This window comes from Ciceribacter lividus (assembly GCF_003337715.1).
Taxonomy (GTDB): Bacteria; Pseudomonadota; Alphaproteobacteria; order Rhizobiales; family Rhizobiaceae; genus Allorhizobium; species Allorhizobium lividum.
Map to the genome: position 1 here is coordinate 37,099 of NZ_QPIX01000015.1, position 20,321 is coordinate 57,419.

Annotated in this window: 21 protein-coding genes; 3 read left to right on the top strand and 18 right to left on the bottom strand. The window is 65.1% G+C overall.

Annotation, left to right across the window (positions count from 1 at the left end):
* Positions 1-4 precede the first annotated feature (4 nt).
* The 3 genes from DFR48_RS20265 to DFR48_RS20275 form a co-directional block, all read right to left on the bottom strand.
* Positions 5-1,447 (bottom strand): methyl-accepting chemotaxis protein, encoded by a 1,443-nt coding sequence (locus DFR48_RS20265; RefSeq protein WP_114365099.1) that lies wholly within the window; start codon positions 1,445-1,447, stop codon positions 5-7.
* A gap of 104 nt (positions 1,448-1,551) precedes the next feature.
* Positions 1,552-2,553 (bottom strand): peptidoglycan-binding domain-containing protein, encoded by a 1,002-nt coding sequence (locus DFR48_RS20270; RefSeq protein WP_114365032.1) that lies wholly within the window; start codon positions 2,551-2,553, stop codon positions 1,552-1,554.
* The gene (locus DFR48_RS20275; RefSeq protein ID WP_114365033.1) at positions 2,525-4,054 is read right to left on the bottom strand and encodes a sensor histidine kinase; all 1,530 of its coding nucleotides are present in this window, start codon (positions 4,052-4,054) and stop codon (positions 2,525-2,527) included. The genes DFR48_RS20270 and DFR48_RS20275 overlap by 29 nt, the downstream gene beginning before the upstream one ends.
* Positions 4,055-4,526: 472 nt before the next feature.
* On the opposite strand from DFR48_RS20275, the gene DFR48_RS20280 reads away from it, so the two are divergent.
* Complete coding sequence (locus DFR48_RS20280; protein WP_114365034.1) at positions 4,527-4,928, top strand: DUF5330 domain-containing protein; 402 nt, start codon at positions 4,527-4,529, stop codon at positions 4,926-4,928.
* A 196-nt stretch (positions 4,929-5,124) separates the two neighbouring features.
* Complete coding sequence (locus tag DFR48_RS20285) at positions 5,125-5,559, top strand: SufE family protein (protein ID WP_114365035.1); 435 nt, start codon at positions 5,125-5,127, stop codon at positions 5,557-5,559.
* A gap of 302 nt (positions 5,560-5,861) precedes the next feature.
* Here the strand turns inward: DFR48_RS20285 and DFR48_RS20295 are convergent, their stop codons facing one another.
* From DFR48_RS20295 to DFR48_RS20365, 13 genes are all read right to left on the bottom strand, one after another.
* Entirely contained in the window at positions 5,862-6,695 is an 834-nt protein-coding gene (locus DFR48_RS20295; RefSeq protein ID WP_170141951.1) for a DUF6456 domain-containing protein, read from the bottom strand.
* On the bottom strand, positions 6,688-7,101 hold the full coding sequence (locus DFR48_RS20300; RefSeq protein ID WP_114365036.1) for a helix-turn-helix domain-containing protein: 414 nt from the start codon (positions 7,099-7,101) through the stop codon (positions 6,688-6,690). Before DFR48_RS20300 ends, DFR48_RS20295 begins: the two co-directional genes overlap by 8 nt.
* A 386-nt stretch (positions 7,102-7,487) precedes the next feature.
* The gene (locus tag DFR48_RS20305; RefSeq protein WP_114365037.1) at positions 7,488-8,453 is read right to left on the bottom strand and encodes a threonine/serine dehydratase family protein; all 966 of its coding nucleotides are present in this window, start codon (positions 8,451-8,453) and stop codon (positions 7,488-7,490) included.
* 5 nt (positions 8,454-8,458) lie between these two features.
* Positions 8,459-9,451, bottom strand: a complete 993-nt coding sequence (locus DFR48_RS20310) for an ornithine cyclodeaminase family protein (RefSeq protein ID WP_114365038.1) — start codon at positions 9,449-9,451, stop codon at positions 8,459-8,461.
* A 368-nt stretch (positions 9,452-9,819) separates the two neighbouring features.
* A complete protein-coding gene (locus DFR48_RS20320) occupies positions 9,820-10,248 on the bottom strand; it encodes a Ros/MucR family transcriptional regulator (protein ID WP_114365039.1) in 429 nt (142 codons plus the stop codon).
* A 429-nt stretch (positions 10,249-10,677) separates the two neighbouring features.
* Complete coding sequence (gene mnhG, locus DFR48_RS20325; RefSeq protein WP_114365040.1) at positions 10,678-11,013, bottom strand: monovalent cation/H(+) antiporter subunit G; 336 nt, start codon at positions 11,011-11,013, stop codon at positions 10,678-10,680.
* A complete protein-coding gene (locus DFR48_RS20330) occupies positions 11,010-11,381 on the bottom strand; it encodes a cation:proton antiporter (RefSeq protein WP_114365041.1) in 372 nt (123 codons plus the stop codon). The genes mnhG and DFR48_RS20330 overlap by 4 nt, the downstream gene beginning before the upstream one ends.
* On the bottom strand, positions 11,378-11,851 hold the full coding sequence (locus tag DFR48_RS20335) for a Na+/H+ antiporter subunit E (RefSeq protein WP_114365042.1): 474 nt from the start codon (positions 11,849-11,851) through the stop codon (positions 11,378-11,380). The genes DFR48_RS20330 and DFR48_RS20335 overlap by 4 nt, the downstream gene beginning before the upstream one ends.
* The gene (locus DFR48_RS20340; RefSeq protein WP_114365101.1) at positions 11,848-13,434 is read right to left on the bottom strand and encodes a Na+/H+ antiporter subunit D; all 1,587 of its coding nucleotides are present in this window, start codon (positions 13,432-13,434) and stop codon (positions 11,848-11,850) included. Before DFR48_RS20340 ends, DFR48_RS20335 begins: the two co-directional genes overlap by 4 nt.
* 184 nt (positions 13,435-13,618) lie before the next feature.
* Positions 13,619-13,996 (bottom strand): Na+/H+ antiporter subunit C, encoded by a 378-nt coding sequence (locus tag DFR48_RS20350; RefSeq protein ID WP_114365044.1) that lies wholly within the window; start codon positions 13,994-13,996, stop codon positions 13,619-13,621.
* A complete protein-coding gene (locus DFR48_RS20355; protein ID WP_114365045.1) occupies positions 13,996-14,415 on the bottom strand; it encodes a Na+/H+ antiporter subunit B in 420 nt (139 codons plus the stop codon). The genes DFR48_RS20350 and DFR48_RS20355 overlap by 1 nt, the downstream gene beginning before the upstream one ends.
* Positions 14,416-14,665: 250 nt before the next feature.
* Positions 14,666-17,065, bottom strand: coding sequence for a putative monovalent cation/H+ antiporter subunit A (locus DFR48_RS20360; RefSeq protein ID WP_114365046.1), 2,400 nt, complete (start codon positions 17,063-17,065; stop codon positions 14,666-14,668).
* Between the two features lie 269 nt (positions 17,066-17,334).
* On the bottom strand, positions 17,335-18,678 hold the full coding sequence (locus tag DFR48_RS20365; protein WP_114365047.1) for a ferredoxin reductase family protein: 1,344 nt from the start codon (positions 18,676-18,678) through the stop codon (positions 17,335-17,337).
* 211 nt (positions 18,679-18,889) lie between these two features.
* On the opposite strand from DFR48_RS20365, the gene msrB reads away from it, so the two are divergent.
* Positions 18,890-19,303, top strand: a complete 414-nt coding sequence (gene msrB, locus DFR48_RS20370; RefSeq protein WP_114365048.1) for a peptide-methionine (R)-S-oxide reductase MsrB — start codon at positions 18,890-18,892, stop codon at positions 19,301-19,303.
* Positions 19,304-19,349: 46 nt separating this feature from the next.
* Here the strand turns inward: msrB and DFR48_RS20375 are convergent, their stop codons facing one another.
* Both DFR48_RS20375 and DFR48_RS20380 read right to left on the bottom strand, forming a co-directional pair.
* Entirely contained in the window at positions 19,350-20,036 is a 687-nt protein-coding gene (locus DFR48_RS20375) for a Fic family protein (RefSeq protein WP_114365049.1), read from the bottom strand.
* On the bottom strand, positions 20,029-20,235 hold the full coding sequence (locus tag DFR48_RS20380) for a hypothetical protein (RefSeq protein ID WP_114365050.1): 207 nt from the start codon (positions 20,233-20,235) through the stop codon (positions 20,029-20,031). Before DFR48_RS20380 ends, DFR48_RS20375 begins: the two co-directional genes overlap by 8 nt.
* Between the last annotated feature and the right edge of the window lie 86 nt (positions 20,236-20,321).

Sequence of the window (20,321 nt, forward strand, 5' to 3'; positions counted from 1 at the left end):
CCCCTCACACCCTGACCGCCAGCCTCAACCCGCCCCAGTGGCGGCCGGAGACGGTGATCGGGGCGGAGATGTCCTTCATCACGACGAAATTGCCGCCGCCCATGTCGCGGCGGTAGGTCTGGACGAGGAAGGGTGCCGTCGAGCGGCCGGCGGCAAGGCCGACGCGGTCGGCGAAGATGCGGCGGTTGCGGCAGTTGGCGGTGTTCCACACCGCATCGCCCGGCCGCTGCGGCTCGGAGAATTTGCGGTTGTGGGTCGGCAGGTAGCCGTTGACGTCGACGGCGGCGCAGAAGCCGACGCGGTCGCTCAAGGAGAGCACCGGTTCGAGGATCGGCGGCAGCACCCTGTCGGTGAATTCGGTGAAGCGGGCCATCATCTGCACCGGGTCGGTGCCGGGGATCGGCCGGTACTGGCGGTCGAAGAGCGCGTCCATGGCGATGCGGCCGGCGCGCACGCCCTCCTCGAAGACCGCCGAGATGTTTTCGGCGACATCGCGGGCGGTGCGAATCCAGGCGCTGTCGACGGTCTCGATGCCGGCGCTGGCGGTCAGCTGGATCAGCGTCTCGGAGAGGTTCACCACCTTGTCGACGCGGGCGGCCGCATTTTGCAGCGCGCCGTCGGAGCTTCTCACTTCGCCGGCCATCTCGCCGAGCGTGACGACGAAGGCGGAGCACTGGCCGTTCACCGTCTCGGTGGTCTTCGCCATCACCGAGGCGCTGTCGAGGATGCGGGTGATCACCCCTTCCATGGTGCCGAAGGACTGGTTCATCGCCTGCGAGGTTTCGCGCACGTCGAGCGCGCTCTCGCTCGCACCCTTGCCGGCGGTGGCGAGCTTCTCGATCTTGCTGCGGATGTCGTCGAGGATCGCCTGGATCGAGGCGGTCGCCTGCGAGGTCTGCAAGGACAGCGCCCGGATTTCCGCCGCGACGACGGCAAAGCCCTTGCCGGCCTCGCCGGCACGCGCCGCCTCGATCGCGGCGTTGAGCGCCAAGAGGTTGGTCTGGCGGGCGATGGTGCCGATCTCGGTCGCCACCTTGTCGACGTCGGAAAGCGAGCGCGAGAAGGTGCCGATCTCGCTGCTGATCTCCATCGAGGCATTGACCATCTGGTCGATCTTGCCGACCGCGCCGGTCATCCGGCCTGCCGAGTCCGACAGCATGCGGCGCGCCTCGCCGGCGGTGGCGTCGGTCTCGCCGAGCGCGGAGGCCACCGCACTGTTGGTTTCGGCGATCGAAAGGGCGGTGCGGGTGATGTCGTCGAAGGTCACGGCATGGCGCTTCGACATCGCCGCGACATCGGTGATCGCGCCGGCGATGTCGACGAGGTCGATGCCGAGCTCGGAGGCCTCGCGGGCCATTTCGGAGACGATCCGCTTCAGGAGGGCGGCATCCGCCGCAGCCTCGTCGGGCACGTCATGCTCTTCACTCACGGCGAGCGCATTCGACATGGTCATCGCAAACCCCTCCCAAGATTCGGAGGATCATCGCCGATCGTGGTTAAGGCTTTGCAAATATTCAGATATAGACGAAAGTCTAATACTTCCGGGCGAGATCAGAGCGCGCCGATGTCCTTGAGCTTCTTCAGCACGGCCGGGTTCGGCTCGCCGGTCTCCGGCAGGCGGTAGTGACGTTCGAAATGGCGGATCGCCGACCGCGTCTCTTCGCCTGCGATGCCGTCGACCTTGACCTCGCTGTAGGCGATGTTGCTTAAGCCCTGCTGGATCGCCATCACCAGGTTCGGGTCCGCCCCACCGGCAATCGCCTGCGGGATGTCCTTTGCCGGACGCAACGCCACCTCGACGGCGCGCTCGGCCGTCTGCGCCTTGCGCCGCTTGTCCGAGATGGTGGCAATCGTCCGGTCGGCGTTGCGGATCGCGGCGGCCACCGGGTCCTCGCCAGCGGCAGGCGAGATGTCGCCGGCCGGGCGCGGCACCGGACGAACGGCGACGGCGCCGCTTTCGACGGTGAGAGCGGCGAGCAGTTCCGGGCTCGGCCGGCCGTCCGCCGGCATGGCGACGGATTTCTGGAAGGCGGTGATCGCCGCTTCGGTGCGCGGGCCGGTGACGCCGTCGACGGTGCCTTCATAGAAGCCACGGCGGGCGAGCTGCTGCTGCACGGAACGCACGAGCTCCGCATCGGCGCCGGCGGTCGGCAGGGCCGCGGTCGTCTCGTTCGCTGAAACCGTTCCGTCCGTCGGCCGCGCGGCATCGGCCGTCGCGTCGGGATCGCCCTCTTGCGGCGCCTCCACCCGCGCGATGCGGAAGGTCGTGACCCTCGACGGGTCTTCCATCAGCGGATTGCGGGCAAGTCCGGCAAGCGCGTTGAAATCGCTCCGGTCGCGGGTGCGCCAGAAGGGAGAGGGATGAACGCCCGGCTGGTACCAGAGCGCATTGGCGGCAATCATGCCGAACACGACGCAGAAGGCCGCCGCCCCGCCGAGGCCGACGGGATGGCGAGCCGCGATACCGGCGAGCGCGCCGGCAGCCCGCAACGCGAGGCCCGGCGCGCGGCGCGCGGGCTTGCGTTCAGGCGATTTTCGCTTTCGCTTCGTCATGCACCCATTCGTCCTTCGTTCGCGCGGCGCAAGCGTCGTCCGCCTTCAGCCGCGGCGGGAAGTCCACCCTGTTGTCCGGCCCGGCCATATCGGCCGCGGCAATGATACCGGAACCGTCCGCCGGCAGTGTGACGGTCACCACGGTGCCCTCGCCCGGCCGGCTCGTCATTTCGAAACGGCCGCCGTGCAGCGCCGTCAGGCCCTTCACCAGCGACAGCCCGAGCCCCGATCCCTCGTAGCGGCGGTTGAGCTCGCCGTGGATCTGGGTGAACGGCTTGCCGATCAGCGACAGCTTTTCCGGCGCGATGCCGATGCCGGTGTCGCTGACGACGATCTTCAGCTCGCCGCCCTCGACGCCAGCGTCGATCGTGATCGCACCGCCGGCTTCGGTGAACTTGATGGCATTGCCGACCAGATTGATCAAGACCTGGCGAACGGCACGCTCGTCGGCGACGACCTCGCCGAGGTTGCGGCCGAGCCTGCTCGTCAGCGTTACGCCGCGGGTCTTCGCCTGCAGCGACAGCATGTTCTCGCAATGGCTGATCGTCTCGGCGATGGCGAAGGGTTCGAGCGTCAGTTCGTAACGGCCGGCCTCGATCTTCGACATGTCGAGCATGGCGTTGACGACCGAAAGCAGGTGGGCGCCCGACTGGTGGATGAGCCCGACATATTCGCGCTGGCGGTCGTTCTCGAGCTTGCCGAAATACTCGCCCGCGAGGATGTCGGAAAAACCGAGGATGGCGTTGAGCGGCGTCCTGAGTTCGTGGCTGACGGCAGCGAGGAAGCGCGACTTGGTCTCGTGCGCGTCGACCGCCTCGCCGGCCATGCGGCGGGCCTCGTCACGGATGCGCATCTCGCCGGCAATGTCGAGGATCTGGGCGTGGACGGCGGAAAGTGCGCCATCGGCGCCGCGCACCGCGGTCATGTCCATGCGGACGTTCATGAATTGCGACTGTTCCAGCCCGAGCATCGGCCGGTCGAGGCGAAGATCGATTGCCACCGCATCGACGCCGGCGCGCAGGTCCGCGAGCGCCTCGACGAAGCCGAGCCGGTCGGAGACATGCACATGCTCGACGAAGGGGCGGTCGATCGGATCGCGCAGGAAGGAGAAGAAGACTTCGCGGTCGCGGCCGCCGGCGGCGCGCACCAGACCCTTGGCATCGAGCCGGAGGAGAAGGCCGGGGCAGGCATCGACGGAGAAGCCGTCCGCGGACGTCTCGGCGACCTCGCCCGAACGGGCGGGCGCGCGGGCGAAGGCAAAGGCGGCGACGCTTGCGACGAGGAAGAGCGAAAGGACGAGCGCAAAGCCGAGCGGCAGCGCGACGGCGGGGCCGGCGACAAGCAGCAGCGCCGCGGGAACGGTGGGAACGAGCGGCAGGAAGACCTGCATCACGCGGCGCAAGAGCACCACGTCGGCGGTTGCGACGGCCCGTCCGGCACCGGCGCGCGCAAGGCAGGACCTTGCCACATCATCCAGGACCGCCGCCGTCATGTCAGCCATTTTACTCAATACCAGCACGCCAGACTTCCGCGAACGCTTGCACCTCAAGAACGGTCCGACCATAGGCCCCGCGCGCTTAAGGAAAAGATAAAGAAAGGGGTCGCAAGCCCCCTCGGAAGCCCCGGTTTGCGCCATTCCGGAACAAGCCGGCCAAGCTTTCTCATTCATGGTTAACGGGGCGTAAGCGACGGAAATTACGGCATTTTCCGGGCCGCGTTAACTTTTGTCCGGAGGCGCCGCGGCAAATCGCCGGGATTTCGGGGAACCACCCCCTGTTTATGCTTAACGGCGATTGCTAAAATTTGACGCAAATGGCGCGAGAGAGGCCGATCGTTCGCATTTTAATCAATTTCGCCGAAAACCCGAGCGAGTTTTGCAAAGCGAAATTTCCACCCCGCGAATAGGCTCCCCTCACACGCCGGGACGACCCGGCAACCGGCATCGGCCGGTGGTGCTCGGATGGATGAACGCAATGTGGTTTCTGATCAAAGGAACGTTCTGGTTCTCGATGGTGCTGGTGCTGCTCTCCTATTTCGGGAGCCGCCCGCAGACCGAGGACGCCGGCTCGGCGCTCAACGTCGCCGACGCGATTTCGGCGGCCACCGACGCCTATGCCTATGTGAGCGAGATCTGCAGCGTGAAGCCGGATGTCTGCGTCAAGGGTGCGGAAACCTTCGCGGCACTCGGCGAGCGGGCCCGTGAAGGCGCCCTCGTCGCCTACCAGCTTCTCGACCGCCAGTTCGGCGACGACGCCAAGGACAAGGCCGCCGCGGCCGGCGAGGCCGCCGACGCCATCTCGGACGTCATCGTGACCGGCACCGTCAATGCCCCGCAGGGCACCGTGCCGACGCCGCGCGCCAAGCCCGCCTCCTGATTTTAAAGCTTGCCCCGGAGCCTTCGAGGTTCCGGAGCCCCATGACTGCCATACTGCCACACTGTCGACTTGTGCCCCTTTCGGCCGACGCGGTGCCTTTTTAAAAGGTGCCGCGTTTTCTTTTCCCGCAGTGCAACAGTTCAATTCACCGCCAAGATCGCCTATATCGGAGAAGAGACAACGCACGGAGCCGGGAATGACCACCCTGCAGGACATGATCGACGATTTTGCCTTCCTCGACGACTGGGAGGACCGCTATCGTTACGTCATCGAACTCGGCAAGGCACTGCCCGACATGCCGGAGGCGGAAAAGACCGCCGAGCGCAAGGTGAAGGGCTGCGCGAGCCAGGTATGGCTCGCAAGCAGGGTCGGCGAAGGCGACGACCCGGTGATCGAGTTCTCAGGTGATTCGGACGCCCATATCGTGCGCGGGCTGGTGGCGATCGTGCTCGCCGCCTATTCCGGCAAGCGCGCCTCCGAGATCGTCAAGTTCGACGCGATCGAGCTCTTCGGCAAGATCGGCCTCATCGAGCACCTCTCCGCCCAGCGGGCGAACGGGCTGCGCTCGATGATCCAGCGCATCCGCGAGGAAGCCGCCCAGGCGCTGGTGGAAAGCGCGCCCGGACGCTGATCGCCGGCCCTGCCGCCGCTCGTCTGCTTCGACGGTTTGCGTTTCTGCCCTCAGGTCACCCCCCTCTGCCCTGCCGGGCATCTCCCCCACAAGGGGGGAGATCGGACGGAGAGAACTCGCCGTGCCATCTCCGGCATCGGAATCTGCGGAAAGGAAGGCTGTAGACGCGGCACTGGACGAGCCCGGGGACGCTTGCCGCGAGTCGATCTCCCCCCTTGTGGGGGAGATGCCCGGCAGGGCAGAGGGGGGTGAAGGCCTCGTTCAACGATGGCCGACCCCGCCGCCCCGAACAGAACCACGCCTCAGCCGATCTCGGGACGATAATCCTCCGCCCCCCAGTGGCGGGTGTGCCGCGCCGCCCCCGCCGGCGGGGCGTAATGGCGGGCGAGCGCCATCAGCGCGGCGCGCAGCATCAGCTTTGCCGAGCGCACCGGCCATTGCCGTTCGCGCTCCACCGTTTCCAGCCCCTTCATGAAGCAGCAGACATCGAGCGCCACGCCGGCGAGCTCCGGCCCCATGGCCTCCACCGCCGCCGTCACTCGGCGGCGGGCGGCAAGGGCGCTGTCGCCGAGCTCCGCGGCGCCGCCGGCCGCTCCCTTGACGCGGCTCGAAAGCCGCGGCTCCCAGGAGGCGGTGATGCGCGGCTGGAGACCCGCGTGCAGGAAATCGGCGGCGAGCCGCTCGCCCGCCTCGATCGCCTGTGTGTCGAGGAAAGGCTTGCCGTCGCGCGCCTTGAGGCGGGCGAGCGGACCGAGCGGCGATTCGGCGAGATTGCGCCGCACGGTGGCGGCCGGCGTCCCCGCCTCCCCTTCCCCGCTCTCCTCGCCCGGCAGCGCGCAGACTTCGATCTCGCGGTGCTGGTCGGCGAAGCCGCTCGCCTCGGGATCGGCGAGCGCCCGCCTGAGATAGGCGCGCGCCTCCTTGCCCGCGACGATCGCCCGGCCGCGCCGCTTCAGGAGACCGCGGGCGACGGTGAGGCGCAGCAGCCGTTCGGCAAGCGCGATCTCGCCGCCGCTGCCGGAAAGACGGCAGATGCCGCCCTCCTCGCCCGCGATCCGCATCGGCCCGGAAAGGGCAAGCCGCATCAGCCGCAGGAGCGCCTTGCGCTCTGCCGGCACCAGATTGCCGTCAGCCATGCAGGTGGCCTCCGGGCGTCAGGAAAAAGCTTGCCGTCAGGCGCTCGGCGGCGCCGACGAAATCGTCATAGGCGCGGTTCTCGCGCCGCTCCTCGACGATGCGGCAGGCATGCGAGACGGTGGTGCGGTCTGCGCCGAAGGCGACGGCGACATGCTGCATCGGGATCTGCAGGACGACATGGCTGACATACATCGAGATCTGGCGGATGTGCTGGACCGAGCGGCGGCGGTCGCGGCCGGCCCTGCCCTCGTAGCCGGCGAAGGCGAGAAGCTCCGCCACCACCTGCCGGACCATCATGCAGCGGAAGCGCAAGTCCTGCCGTTCGGCGGAAGACAGCATCGCCGCCGGGTCCGGCGGCCGCGGCACCTTCTGGTACTCGACGGGAACGGCTTCCTGTGACAGCATGGGGCTCTCCTCGGATGTAGGTTTTTATTCCTATATCCTTTTAGCCCAACTGCCGGACGAGAAAACCACAGGAATTGGGGGGAGGCGTGTTTTCTTGGGGGTGTGGGGTGGAGGGGGACGAGCGGGTTGAGGGGCGGATGGGGAGTGGCGGCTTTGCGCCTCAGTTTCGGACGCTCCGACAGCTTTGGCATCCGCCCGAAAGCGGACATCGGGTTGAAGGCATCTTGGCAACTAAACGATGGGGAGCGGTCGTCGCCAAGCTGATCGCCGAATGACGTGTTCGGGCCGCGTTCCGGCCCGGCAGAGTCTTGCTTGACCATGAGGATCGCAGACGTTCAACTGCGTTCGAGGTGGTGAACCGACCGAAGCTGAAACTGCTTACCCCGCTACATTGTGTATATCTCGGCAAGGTCGCATAGATCCCAGTTCCCGCCGGACAACACCGCACAGACTTTTTCATCGGGCTCGACGTCTATGCTGCCCGCCAACAGTGCTCCGATGCCAATCGAGGCGGCAGGTTCAGCGATCAACTTCGCATCCTTGGCAAGAGCACGCATCCCGGCGATGATGTGCTCGTCTTCAACAAGAACAATCTCGTCCACATATTTTTCGATGATCGGATACGGGTTTTGACCCGGAACGCTTATCCTCAAGCCATCAGCAATGGTGTTCTTCAAGGGAAGCGAAGTGCGCTCCTTGTTGAGCCGGCTGTAAAAATACTTCGGTGTCAAGGCAGGCTCTGCGCCGATGACGCGAACCGAGGGTTTCGTTTCCTTTATGGCGGTCGCGATTCCCGAGATCAGGCCTCCGCCGCCGACGGGAACGATGACCGTATCTACATCGTCCAGGTCCTGCAGTATTTCAGATCCGATCGTTCCCTGACCGGCCATCACGATGGGGTCTTCAAAAGCGTGAACAGCCGCGTATTTGTTTTCTTCCGCGATTTCATACACCCTTTTCCATCTGGCGGCGGTATCGCCGTCGAAAAGAACGACTTCCGCCCCGAGGGCTTTTGTATTTTCGATCTTGATCTTTGGCGTGGTGACCGGAAGAACCAATATCGCTCTTACGCCCAGCATTCTGGCGGCATAAGCGAGCCCCTGGGCATGGTTGCCTGACGAGGTCGCAATGATGCCGTTTGCGATCTCTTCTCTCGAGAGCGAGAGAGCCTTGTTCAGCGCGCCGCGGATTTTGAAGGCACCAGTGATCTGCAGGGTTTCGGGTTTGAGATAGAGCTGACAGCCGGCGGCTTTCTCGATTTTGTCCGCACGCAATAGCGGCGTATGCCTGACGTGCGGTTTCAGCCGTTCTTGAGCTTCACGGATGTCCTGGATGGTTGGGTAATTGCGCATAGTAATCACTCAAAGAACTGAAAGAACGTGCCGACGTTATTGGCTACTGCATTCTGATAGATTTTGCTGGCTGTGGTATTGTCTTGTATGGCCATCCCCGTGGAATCGAAAATCGTGATTTCGTCATCACTTTCTCGTCCCGGCTTCCTTCCCAACAGTACCTCGCCGATTTCGCCATGGATGTCGTCTTTGGCGATGATGTTTTCATTCAGCGGGTGCCAGGTCTCGCCCTTTTCTGTGCATTGCGAGATCGAGTCGACGATGATTTTCGCGTTCCTGAAGAGTTCCGGGTCCAGCTCCTGTTTGCCGCGCTGATCTGTGCCGATGGCAACGATGTGTGTGCCGGGCTTCACCCAATCCGCTTCCACAAGCGACCCTTTCCCGCGGGTCGTCGTAATCAAGATGTCGGCCTGCTCAACGGCTTCCTTTTTGGAGCTTGCGACGGTGACGGGAATGCCGAACTCGCTTTCGATATCGGTCTTGTATCGGGAAAGCGTGTCCGGGTTACTGTCCCAAGCGTGGATCTCTTCAATTTTCATGATCTCGTTGATCGCCCGGATTTGCATTCTTGCCTGATTTCCTGTGCCGATCGATGCGATCGTTCCGGCGTTCTTCCTAGCCAGGGCTTTGACGGAGACGGCTCCAGCCGCCCCCGTTCTGAGGCCGGTGATCAAGCTCCCATCCATGACGCAAATCAACGCACAGCTCCTAGCATCAAACAGCAGAATGGTCCCCATGCCACTCGGCACGCCGTGTGCTGTCGGGTTATCAATGAACCCTCCGGAAGATGCTTTCATGGAGAGCACTTCATCGGCTTTGTGGTAACCAATCTTGAAGTCAATTTCCCCACGGGGCGATGGGAGATGCATCCCTATGTAATCAGGTTGTTCCACCTGATCGCTGTTAAAGGCTTTGTATGCCTCTTCCACAGCGCCGATGACTTCCGTCATACCGATCAGCCGCCTTACTTCATCTTTCTTAAGCAGCAGCGTTTTCATGCATGACCCCTCGATTTTTGGCTTCATGGGATGCATCGGCACGGCACACCCTGTACCGCAATCACCGTAGTGGGAGAGCAGGGGGACTAGTGGCCGCATTCGCCGCGACCTGAAGCAGATTGTTCTGTATCGCATAGGGGCTTTGGCAGTGAGTTGCGGCAGGCGTCTTTCCGAGCCTGGGCGTCAGCGCGCAGGCTTCGCCACGCACGACGAGGGATAAGTTCGAAGGCTGGAGCATTTCCCCTCCCCCCCTCACCCACCGCACAAAAAACCCGGCCCCGCGCGCGGCGGGAACCGGGTTCTCGAAAAAAAGAGCCTCCGGCCACCCCTTCGGGACCGGAAAGGTCTTCCTGTGATCGCGGCGGGGCTTAGCGGCCGCGCTTGCGGCGCTGGCCGAGGCCCATTTCCTTGGCGAGGCGCGAGCGGGCTTCCGCATAGGCCGGGGCCACCATCGGGTAGTCGACCGGCAGGTCCCACTTCTCGCGGTATTCTTCCGGCGAAAGATTGTGATGGGTCATCAGGTGCCGCTTCAGCGACTTGAAGGCGCCGCCGCATTCCAGGCAGATGATCTGGTCGTCCTGCACGGACTTGCGCACCGAAACCGCCGGCTTCGGCTTTTCGACGACGACAGCAGCAGGCGCCGGGGCGGTCGTGTTGCTGAGCGCCGCATGCACGTCGGCGATCAGGTTCGGGAGGTCGCCGACGGGGACCACGTGATTGCTTACGTAGGCCGCGACGATGTCGGCCGTCAATTCCACGAAAAGGTCATGGCCGGAGCCATGGGCGGAATCACTCATTGTCATTCTCCTGTTCAACATGTCTTGCCAAGCGCCGCCCAGATGGCCGGCCGCCACTCACCCAGCAAACCAGAACATGACCTACGCCGCCGCCCTGTTGAAACAACATGAAACCCACCCCTAGATTTCGAGTGGCAACGTCGGTCCCGCCTGTCTGGAAATGATGATCCAGCATAGAGGCTGCATTAGAAAATCGACCTATTGCAGTATTCCTGCAAAAATAACTTGCGGAAGATTTCCGGCACAACCTCGAAACGCCAGTTCTCAAGACCAGTGCTCCACTTCAGCGATTATCATTGTTTGGCCGAATATCCAATTACTATTTTTACCGGATCGACGCAGTGGAAATTCCGCATTATTTCGCGAGAAATGCGACGCCTGTGCTTTCGCACTGCAAATGGAACCGCAAATCCGGCGGTGGAAAATGCGTCAGGAACCATCTTTCTTCAGATCATCGCAGACGGACATCCGCGTCAAAGGATAGCCGACCTTGTGGGCCGCGCGCGCCAGCAGATGCGCGGAGACCGGCGCCGTCAGGATGAAGAAGAAGAAGGCGGCGAGCGCGCGGGCGAGTGTTGCGACGTCGCCTGCATGCACGCCGACGGCGAGCAGCAGCAGGCCGGAGCCGACGGTGCCCGCCTTCGAGGCAGCGTGCATCCGGGTGTAGAGATCCGGCAGGCGGTTGATGCCGATGGCCGCGACCAGCGCGAAGAGCGAGCCGCCGACGATCAGCGCCGCAGTGACGAGGGCAAACAGCACGCTCATGACTTTGCTCCCTTCACCGATGTTTTCTTCTTCCTGTTCTTGCCCGCCTTGGCGCCGCCCTTCGGGGTTGCGGCGGCCGCCTCGCCCACCAGCCCGCGGGCGAGGATGAAGCGGGCAAAGGCCACCGTCGTCAGGAAGCCGACGAGGCCGAGCGAAATCGCGATGTCGATATAGAGCGTGTAGCCGGTGCGGATCGCAAAGGCGGCGATGAAGCCGAGCACGATGCCGACCAGCATGTCGAGCGCCAGCACCCGGTCGGGCAGCGTCGGGCCGACGACCACGCGGAAGACGGTGAGCATGAAAGCGACGCCGAGCACGATCAGCGCGAAGGTGCAGGCCGCCTGGATGATGGCTTCGGGTGCCGTCATTCGAAAGCCTCCCTGATCTTGCGTTCGAAGCCCTCGGCAATGTCGCGGCGGGCCGCCTCCGGGTCGGAACAGTCGATGGCGTGGACGTAGAGCGTCTTGCGGTCGTCGGAGACGTCGACCGACAGCGTGCCCGGCGTCAGCGTGATGAGGTTCGCAAGCAGCGTGATCTCGAAGTCGCGCGTCACCGTCAGCGGATAGGCGAAGATGCCGGGCTTGATGTCGACCTTCGGCGAAACGACCATGACCGCCACCTTCCAGGCCGATTTGGCAAGCTCGACGAAGAACAGCCAGGCGAGCGAGGCGACGCGGAAGGAACGGGTGAGATAGCCGGTGCCGTTGACCTGCTCGCGGATGAGACCGAGCGTGAAGGTCGACAGCACGAAACCGAAGATGAGGTTGAGCAGCGTCGCGCTGCCGGTGACCGCCGCCCAGACGATCGCCATCAGGAGGTTGATCGCATAGAGGATCATTGCGCGCCTCCTTCGGGGAAGACCGACTGGAAATAGGCGGCGGGGTTCAAAAGCCCCTCGGCGGCGATCCGGGTCCAGCCGATCAGCTGTTCCGGGAAGAGGCCGAACCAGACGACCAGTGCGGACAAGAGAAGGATCGGCGCGAGCGCGGAAAGCCGGACCGTCCCGGCCGGCGCCGGTGAAAGCGCAGCCGTCTCCATCGTCACCGGCACGGCTTGCGGCACCGGGCGCCAGTAGGCGAGCAGGAAGACCCGCCCGAAGGCGATGGTGGTGAGGAAGCCCGAAAGGAGGATCGCGCCGGCGAGCCACCAGGCGCCGATATCGATCGCCGACTTGACCAGCATCGCCTTCGGCCAGAAGCCGGACAGCGGCGGCAGGCCACTCGCGGCGAAGAAGAGCGCGAGCGACAGCGCGGCGAAGCCCGGTGCCCGCGCATAGAGGCCGCTGAGGCCCGCGAGCGAGAAGCTGCCGCCGATCCGCGCGGCCTCGCCGGCCAGGAGGTAGAGTGCGGTCATCAGCACGATCGAATGCAGCGCATAGAAGATCGCCGCCGAAAGGCCGGGGCTGCCGCCGATCGCGACACCGGCCAGCATGTTGCCGATGCCGGCGATGACGACGAAGCCGAGCAGGCGGCGGATGTCGGCCTGGGCGAGCGCGCCCATGGCGCCGAGCACCATCGTCGCGGCGGCGGCAATGCCGATCACCAGACTGAGCGCCTCGGCCTCGACGGGGAAGAGCATGACCATGGTGCGCAGCAGCGCATAGACGCCGACCTTGGTGAGCAGGCCGGCGAAGAGCGCCGAAACCACGATGCGCGGCGTGTGATAGGAGGCGGGTAGCCAGAAGTTGACCGGGAAGGCCGCCGCCTTCATGCCGAAGGCGAGCACGAAGAGCGCGCCGAGCGTCATCAGCGGCGCGGTGCCGCGGTGCTCGACGGCCTTGCGGGCGATGTCGGCCATGTTGAGCGTGCCGAAGATCGCATAGAGATAGCCGACCGCGATCAGGAAGAGCGTCGTGCCGACAAGGTTCAGCACCGAATACTTGAGCGCGCCGTCGATCTGCTCGCGCTCGGAGCCGAGGATCAGGAGGCCGAAGGACGAGATCAGCAGCACCTCGAACCAGACATAGAGGTTGAAGATGTCGCCGGTGAGGAAGGCGCCGGAGACGCCGGCCATCAGCACCATCAGGAAGGGATAGAAGCCGTAGCGCCGGCCGCTGACATTGATGTCCTTGGTCGCGTAGATGGCGCCGGCGAGCGCCACCACCGCGGCGGTGAGCGCAAAGAGCGCGCCGGCGACGTCGACGGTGAACGCGATGCCGAAGGGCGGTAGCCAGCGCCCCATCATCATCGTCACCGGGCCGGCGGCGAGCACCCTGCCGAGCAGCAGAAGATCGACGGCGACGAGGATCGAAAGGCCGATGATCGCGACAATCGCGTGGAGCCGGATCGAATGGCGCATCATCATCAGCGCCGCACCGAAGCCGAGCGACAGCGCGACCGGCAGGATGACGAGCCACTGGTCCGCCGTAGCGGGCGCCATGATCCAGGCCTTGGCGAGTTCGACGGAGGAGGACGCGGCCATCAGCGACGCCCCCCGTGCGGCCACTTGCGCTGCCCCTCATCCGCCTGCCGGCACCTTCTCCCCGTCAAGACGGGGAGAAGGGACAAGCGGCGGACGCAGGGTCGAAGCGGCACACGTCCCCTCTCCCCGCGAGCGGGGAGAGGGTCAGGGTGAGGGGCAAACGTCATCGGCAGCATCATCACACTCAATATCCCATCGGCGGCAGCGGCTGGTCTTCCGGCTCGGCCACCCGCATCTCGTCGGTGTCGTCCGTCCCGAGGTCCTGGTAGGCGCGGTAGGTGAGCACCAGCAGGAAGCAGAAGAAGGAGAAGGAAATCACGATCGCCGTCAGGATGAGCGCCTGCGGCAGCGGATTGGCGGCACCGTCGGCAAGCGTTTCGGCGCCCTTCGGGATGATCGGCGGCACCGCGGCGGTGAGCCGCCCGGTGGTGAAGAGCAAGAGGTTGACCGCATTGCCGAGGATGGCGATGCCGAGCAGCACGCGCACGATGCGCTTCGACATCATCAGATAGAGGGCGACGGCGAAGAAGATGCCGACGAGGCCGGAAAACAGCGCTTCCATCAGTCGTTTTCCCTTTCCTCGAGCGCCAGCGCGATCGAAGTGATCGCCCCCACCACGACGAGATAGACGCCGACGTCGAAGGACATGACGGTGGCGAGCGGCACCTCGACCCCGAAGACGTTCGGATAGATCCAGAGCCCGGTCATGAAGGGCACGCCGAAGGCCGCCGAAACGAGCCCCGAGAGGCAGGAGAGCATCAGCCCGGCGCCGGCGATCGACATCGGATGGAACCAGAGCGCCCGGCGCACCGCCTGCACCCCGAAGGCGATACCGTAGATGGCGAAGGCGGAAGCCGCGATCAGCCCGCCGATGAAGCCGCCGCCCGGCTCGTTGTGGCCGCGCAGCAGCACGAAGATCGAGAAGAGGATCATCAGCGCGGTGAGGAACGGCGCGACGGTGCGGAAGATCAGCGTGTTCATGGACGTCCCCCTTCACGGCCGGTCTCGCGCAAGAGCGCCCCCCTCTGCCCTGCCGGGCATCTCCCCCACACGGGGGGAGAGCGATCCTCGGAAACCGCTCGTGTCTTTCCGTACTCGGTCCACACGTTCCTCTCGGCCGTCGGCTCAGGAGATGAACGGCCGGATAGAGGCGCGGCGTGGCCACAAGCCGGTCTCCCCCCTTGTGGGGGAGATGTCGGCGCAGCCGACAGAGGGGGGTGAAGCACAGTCGTCATGCCTTGCCCTCCTTCGCGGCGCGTTTCTTCGACGGCGGCTTCGCCGGCTCGACGGGCGGGACGATGGCCGGCGAGACGGGTGCGATGCGGATACGGATCAAGGCCAGGATCGCGAGCCCGGTGATCATCACCACGGAAATCTCGCCGAGCGTGTCGGTGCCGCGGAAGTCGACGATGATGACGTTCACGACGTTGGCGCCGTGGGCGATCACCTTGGAATAGGCGTTGAAGAAATCGGTGAGAGCGCCATTGAAGGGAAGCTGCGTCGTCTTCAGGAGCATCAGCGCGAAGCCGAGGCCGCCGGCGGCGGCGATCGTGCCGTCGACCACGAGCTCACGGAGCGTCCGGTGGTCGGAGGGCGAGAGCCTGAGCCGCGTCATGACCAGCGCCAGGATGACGACCGAGAGCGTCTCCACCATGAACTGGGTGAAGGATAGGTCCGGCGCGCCGAAGAGCAGGAAGATGACGGCGACGGCAAACCCCTGGATGCCGAGCGAGACGATGGCCGTCAGCCGGTCGCCGGCCGTCAGCACCGCGACGAGGCCGATGATCGCGATTACGAAGAAGGTGAGCTGGTGGAAGCCGACATCCGCAGGCCAGGCGGGCATCGCCGGAAGCTCGCCGTAAACGAAGGGCGGCACCAGCAGCACGACGGCGAGCAGCACGAAGGTCACGGTGACGTAGACGTCGAGCCGGCCGTCCTGGATCACCCGCGTCACCCGGACGGAAAGCCGCACGAGGCCGCGAATGAAGGCGTCGAAGCCGCGATCCGGCCCCGGCCCGAGGAGCTCGAGCAGGCGCGCCATGCCGCCGCGGACGGTGGACAGCGACAGGTAGAGGCCGACGCCGATCGCGATCGTCAGCACGGAAAGCGCAAGCGGCACGCCGATATGCGGCATCAGACTGATGGTGACCGTCTCCGCCTCGCCGGCGACGGCGCTCGCCATCGGCGAGGAGATGTAAGCGTGCGACAGCCCGGACAACGCGGCGGCGGCAAGGCCGGAAAGCGCAAGCACCGCCGGTCCGAGCCAGAGCAGTACCGGGCCTTCATGGGCGTGTTTCGGCGTCTTGACCTCGGGTCCGAGGAAAGGCTTGAGCGCCACCGCGAAGGCGATCGCGAACATCAGCGCATTGCCGGCGACGGCAACGGCCGTGAAGAGGATGGCGCGCGGATCGCCGCCGGCGAGCGCTGCATAGATCTCCTCCTTGGCGAGGAAGCCGAAGAAGGGCGGCAGGCCGGCCATCGAGAGTGCGGCAAGCACGGCGGCGGAGAAGGTGAGCGGCATCGCTTTCCTCAAGCCACCGAGTTTCGTCACGTCGCGGGTGCCCGATTCGTGGTCGATCAGGCCAGCGACCATGAAGAGCGCGCCCTTGAACATCGAATGGGCGACGAGATAGAGCACCGCCGCCTCGACGGCATAGGGCGAGCCGAAGCCGGTCAGCATCACGAGAAGGCCGAGGGAAGCGGCGGTCGTATAGGCGAGCATCAACTTGAGGTCGGTCTGGCGGACCGCAAGCAGCCCACCGACGAGGAGCGTCACGCCGCCGAAGAGCGGCAGCAGGAATTCCCATGCGGGCGTTGCCCCCATCACCGGGTTGAGCCGCATCAGGAGATAGACGCCGGCCTTCACCATGGTCGCCGAATGCAGGTAGGCCGAGACCGGGGTCGGTGCCTCCATGGCGTTCGGCAGCCAGAAATGGAAGGGAAACTGCGCCGACTTGGTGAAGGCGCCGCCGAGGACGAGAAGGAGCGCCGCCCAATAAAACGGGCTTTCGCGCAGCACGTCGCCGCCATGGACGAGCAGCGAGAGCTGGGTGACGCCGGACATGTCCCAGAGGAAGATGAGGCCCGCGAGCAGCAGCAGTCCGCCGCCGCCCGTCACCACCAATGCCTGGAGGGCCGCCCGGCGCGAGGCCTCGCGGGCATGGTCGAAGCCGATCAGCAGGAAGGAGGTGATCGAGGTCAGCTCCCAGAAGACGAAGAGCATCAGCAGGCTGTCGGAGACGACGACGCCGAGCATCGAGCCCATGAACATCAGAATGAAGGAGAAGAAGCGCCCCTGCTGGGGGTGGCCCTTCATGTAGCCGCCGGAATAGAGCACGATCAGCGTGCCGATGCCGGTGATCAGCAGCGCGAAGGTGAGCGAGAGCCCGTCGAGGAACCAGGAGAAGGAAAGGCCGAGGCTCGGCACCCAGGGATAGCCGCCCGTGACGACCTCGCCTGCCGCAACCTCCGGCAGGAAGCCGGCGAAATGGATAAAGGCGAAGGCCGGGACCAGCGCGAGGAACCAGGCGGCGTTATGGCCGAGACGGGCGGTGAGAACGGGCGCGATCGCCGCACCGGCGAAGGGCAGAAGCATTGCGAGCAATGTCAGGCCGGCTCCATCCACGGGCATCTGTTCTCCTTCTTCGCGCGGCGCGGCGGGACCGTTCAGCCCTCGCCGGAGGTGCCCATCCTGTTAGGGCAAAGACGCCCCCGTCTCAAGGGCAAAGGCTATCGGCCGGCGACACGCCGCCGGGCCATTCGCGCGGCAGTGTTGGAAAATGCGCCCGCCAATGCAAGCGGGCGCCCCCTGATGCGGCCGGTCAAAACTCCGTTATCCCCCGAAAATCGGCGGGCCGGGACGCGCCGAAGCGGCCCGGCGATCGCCGGAGCCGCCCTCGCTCACCGCATGGAGAAGAGCTCCTGATGGAAGCGCTTCTTCACATCGAAACCCTGGCCGGCGAAATCACGCCTGAGCGCGGCGCCGAAGCCGGCGGGACCGCAGAACCAGATGCTCGCCTCCCGCCAGTCCGGCACCGTGGCGCGGATGCGCTCGCCGGTGAGCAGACCGTCGCGGGCGTCGAGCAGGATATGCAGGCGCACATTCGCGGCGGCGGCATCGGCCTCGAGCCGTGCGAACGCGTCCTCGTCGAGGTCGGTCGAGGAATGGAAGAGGTCGATCGCCTGGCGGATGCCGCGATCGGGCCGTGCCGCGAGGTATTTCATCCGGGCGATGAAGGGCGTGATGCCGATGCCGCCACCGATCCAGATCTGCCGCGGTCCTTCGTCGTCGAAGGTGAAGCGGCCGTACGGCCCCTCGACCCTGACCTCATGGCCGACGCTGAGCGTATCGGGAAGACGGCTCGTGTAATCCCCGAGCGCCTTGGTGATGAAGGCGATGCCGCCGTCGGCGGCATTCCAGGCGGATGCGATGGTGAAGGGATGCGCGCCCTCGCCCTTGTCGGAGGTGAGGAAGGCGAACTGGCCGGGCTCGTGGCCGCGCCAGCCGGGCTCCATCTTCATCCCGATCTCGAGCGCCCGGACGCCGGGATACGTCGTGAGCGTGGTGATCTTGCCCATCGCCTGCCGGCTGATCCCCACCCGCCGCAGGAGGACCATGACGGCGGCGACCGTGCCGCAGGCGAGGAGCACGGCAAGCACGACGCCGACCGGCTGCGTCCAGTAGGCGAACTCGGCGAGCACCACGGTGTGGAAGGCGAGCACGAGATAGGTGACGGCGAGCAGCCGGTGGGTCTTGAAGAACCACCAGTAGGAGAAGCGCGGAACGAGCGCCAGCACGATCAGCAGGACGGAGATATAGAAGGCCCATTCGCCGAGCCCCTCGGCGGGATCGCGCAAGCCGACGAGGAACTCCTGGACGGGATTTTCGAGCGGCGGCCGCTCGGGCCGCTCGGGTCGCGCGACGAGGCCGAGGTCGATCGCCCAGCCCGCGCCTTCGAACCAGAGCCAATGGGCAAGCGACAGCACGAGGGCGGAAATGCCGAGCCACTTGTGCAGGCGGTACATCTTGTCGAGCCCGCCGAGCCAGGTCTCCGGCCAGCCGGGCCTCAGCGCCAGGACGAGCGCGATGCTCATGGCGCCGATGGCGAGCACGCCGCTGTACTGGATCATGGCGGCGCGCAGCGCAAAGACGTTTTCCGACTGGAACACGTCCGGCTCGGCGGCCAGCCAGAGCAGGCTCAACAGGACCAGTGTTCCCCACAAGGCAAGTTTGATATTCCGCATGACGCGCTTTCCCTCTTGGCGGGAGAGATCGGCAGCCGGGGCAAACGAGAAATTGCCCCCGGGTTTCCCGGTCTGTCTCCCTGACGACGGATGAGTCCGCCCATCTCCTTTATACAGGCGAAGCCCGCCGTCGCCGAGGGAGACGGGCGAGCGCAATTGCCGCAGCCGCTCCGGCGCCCTATCTCTTGGAGGAGGAACAGGGAGACGAGCGATGACCAACGACGTGACGACGACCCGGATCGAGAAGAGCGACGAGGAGTGGCGCGGGCAGCTGACCGCCGAGCAGTACCATATCCTGCGCGAGCACGGCACCGAACGGCCCTTCACCGGCCCCTACTGGAACACATTCCAGCACGGGCTCTACCGCTGCGCGGCCTGCGACACACCGCTCTTCCGCTCCGACACCAAGTTCGACGCCGGCTGCGGCTGGCCGAGCTATTTCGCACCGGTCAGGCCCGGAGCCGTCACCGAACACCGTGACGCCTCGCACGGCATGGTGCGCACCGAAATCCGCTGCGGCACCTGCGGCGGCCATCTCGGCCACGTCTTCCCCGACGGCCCGAAGCCGACGGGCCTGCGCTACTGCATCAACGGCCACGCGATGGTGTTCGAGCCGGAGGGGTGAAGGGGGAGAGGAACGACGTGTACGGTGCTGCGCGCCGGGACCAGTGCTACTCGGTCGCCTCGTCCAGAGGCAGGAAGTGCTTGCCGGTCGCGGTTTCCAGCACGCTCGCGAGCTGTTTCGCGAGCATCGCTTCGATCAGGTCTTCCATCTTGGCCAAGTTGGGCGACCCGACCGCCACCGTGCGATCTGCTTCTTCGAGCGCGGCGAAATATGGCTGCCGGTTGTCAACAATCTGATCCGGAATGGTGTTTCGGCCCGGAAGCAACATGCCGAGCTTCACCGAGAGAACGAGGTAGGACAGCATTCGGGACGTGCGACCGTTGCCGTCGCTGAACGGATGTATCCAGTTGAGCCGCCACATGACATAGGAGGCGAGATGGACGGCCGGCTTGTCCTGCCAATGATCGTTCACGTAGTCGCAAAGATCCTCAATGAGTTCCGGGACTCGATGCGCGTCGACGGGCTTGTGTTCACTTCCGGAGATGGCCACTCCCGCAGGACGGTAGTTGCCGGCATAGCTGCTGATACCCTCAAGAGCCGCCCGATGAAGCGCAAGAATGGCGGAAGGACGAAGCTTCCAGCTTTTCCCTTTTTCGATGGCATCGACGATCATGCTGCAAGCGTGGTCGAACTGGACGAGACCGTTTCTGGCCTCGGCTTCGGCACGCTGCTGTTCGTCGAGGATCAGGTTCGCCTCGCTCGCAACGCTGTGACGGCGCTCCTCCTCACTCATCGGTGCGAGGCGCTCCAACACTCAGATCACCGGAAAACGGCATCTCGTCGGCGATCTTGTCGACCATTTCGCGGGTTATCCGGCTGTTTTCGAAATGGGTATTGCCGTAGGCGAAGCTACGGCGCTGAACCTCCAAATCCCTCTTGGTCTGGGGAGCTTTGCGAGCAGCCTCGATGAGAGCCTTGAGCGGTTCGTTCATGCCGGTGTCCTTTCATTGAAGTCTCCATAAGAACATATTCGCGATTCATGGCAAACATGTTTGTGCCGCGCTCATGAGCGCGCAAA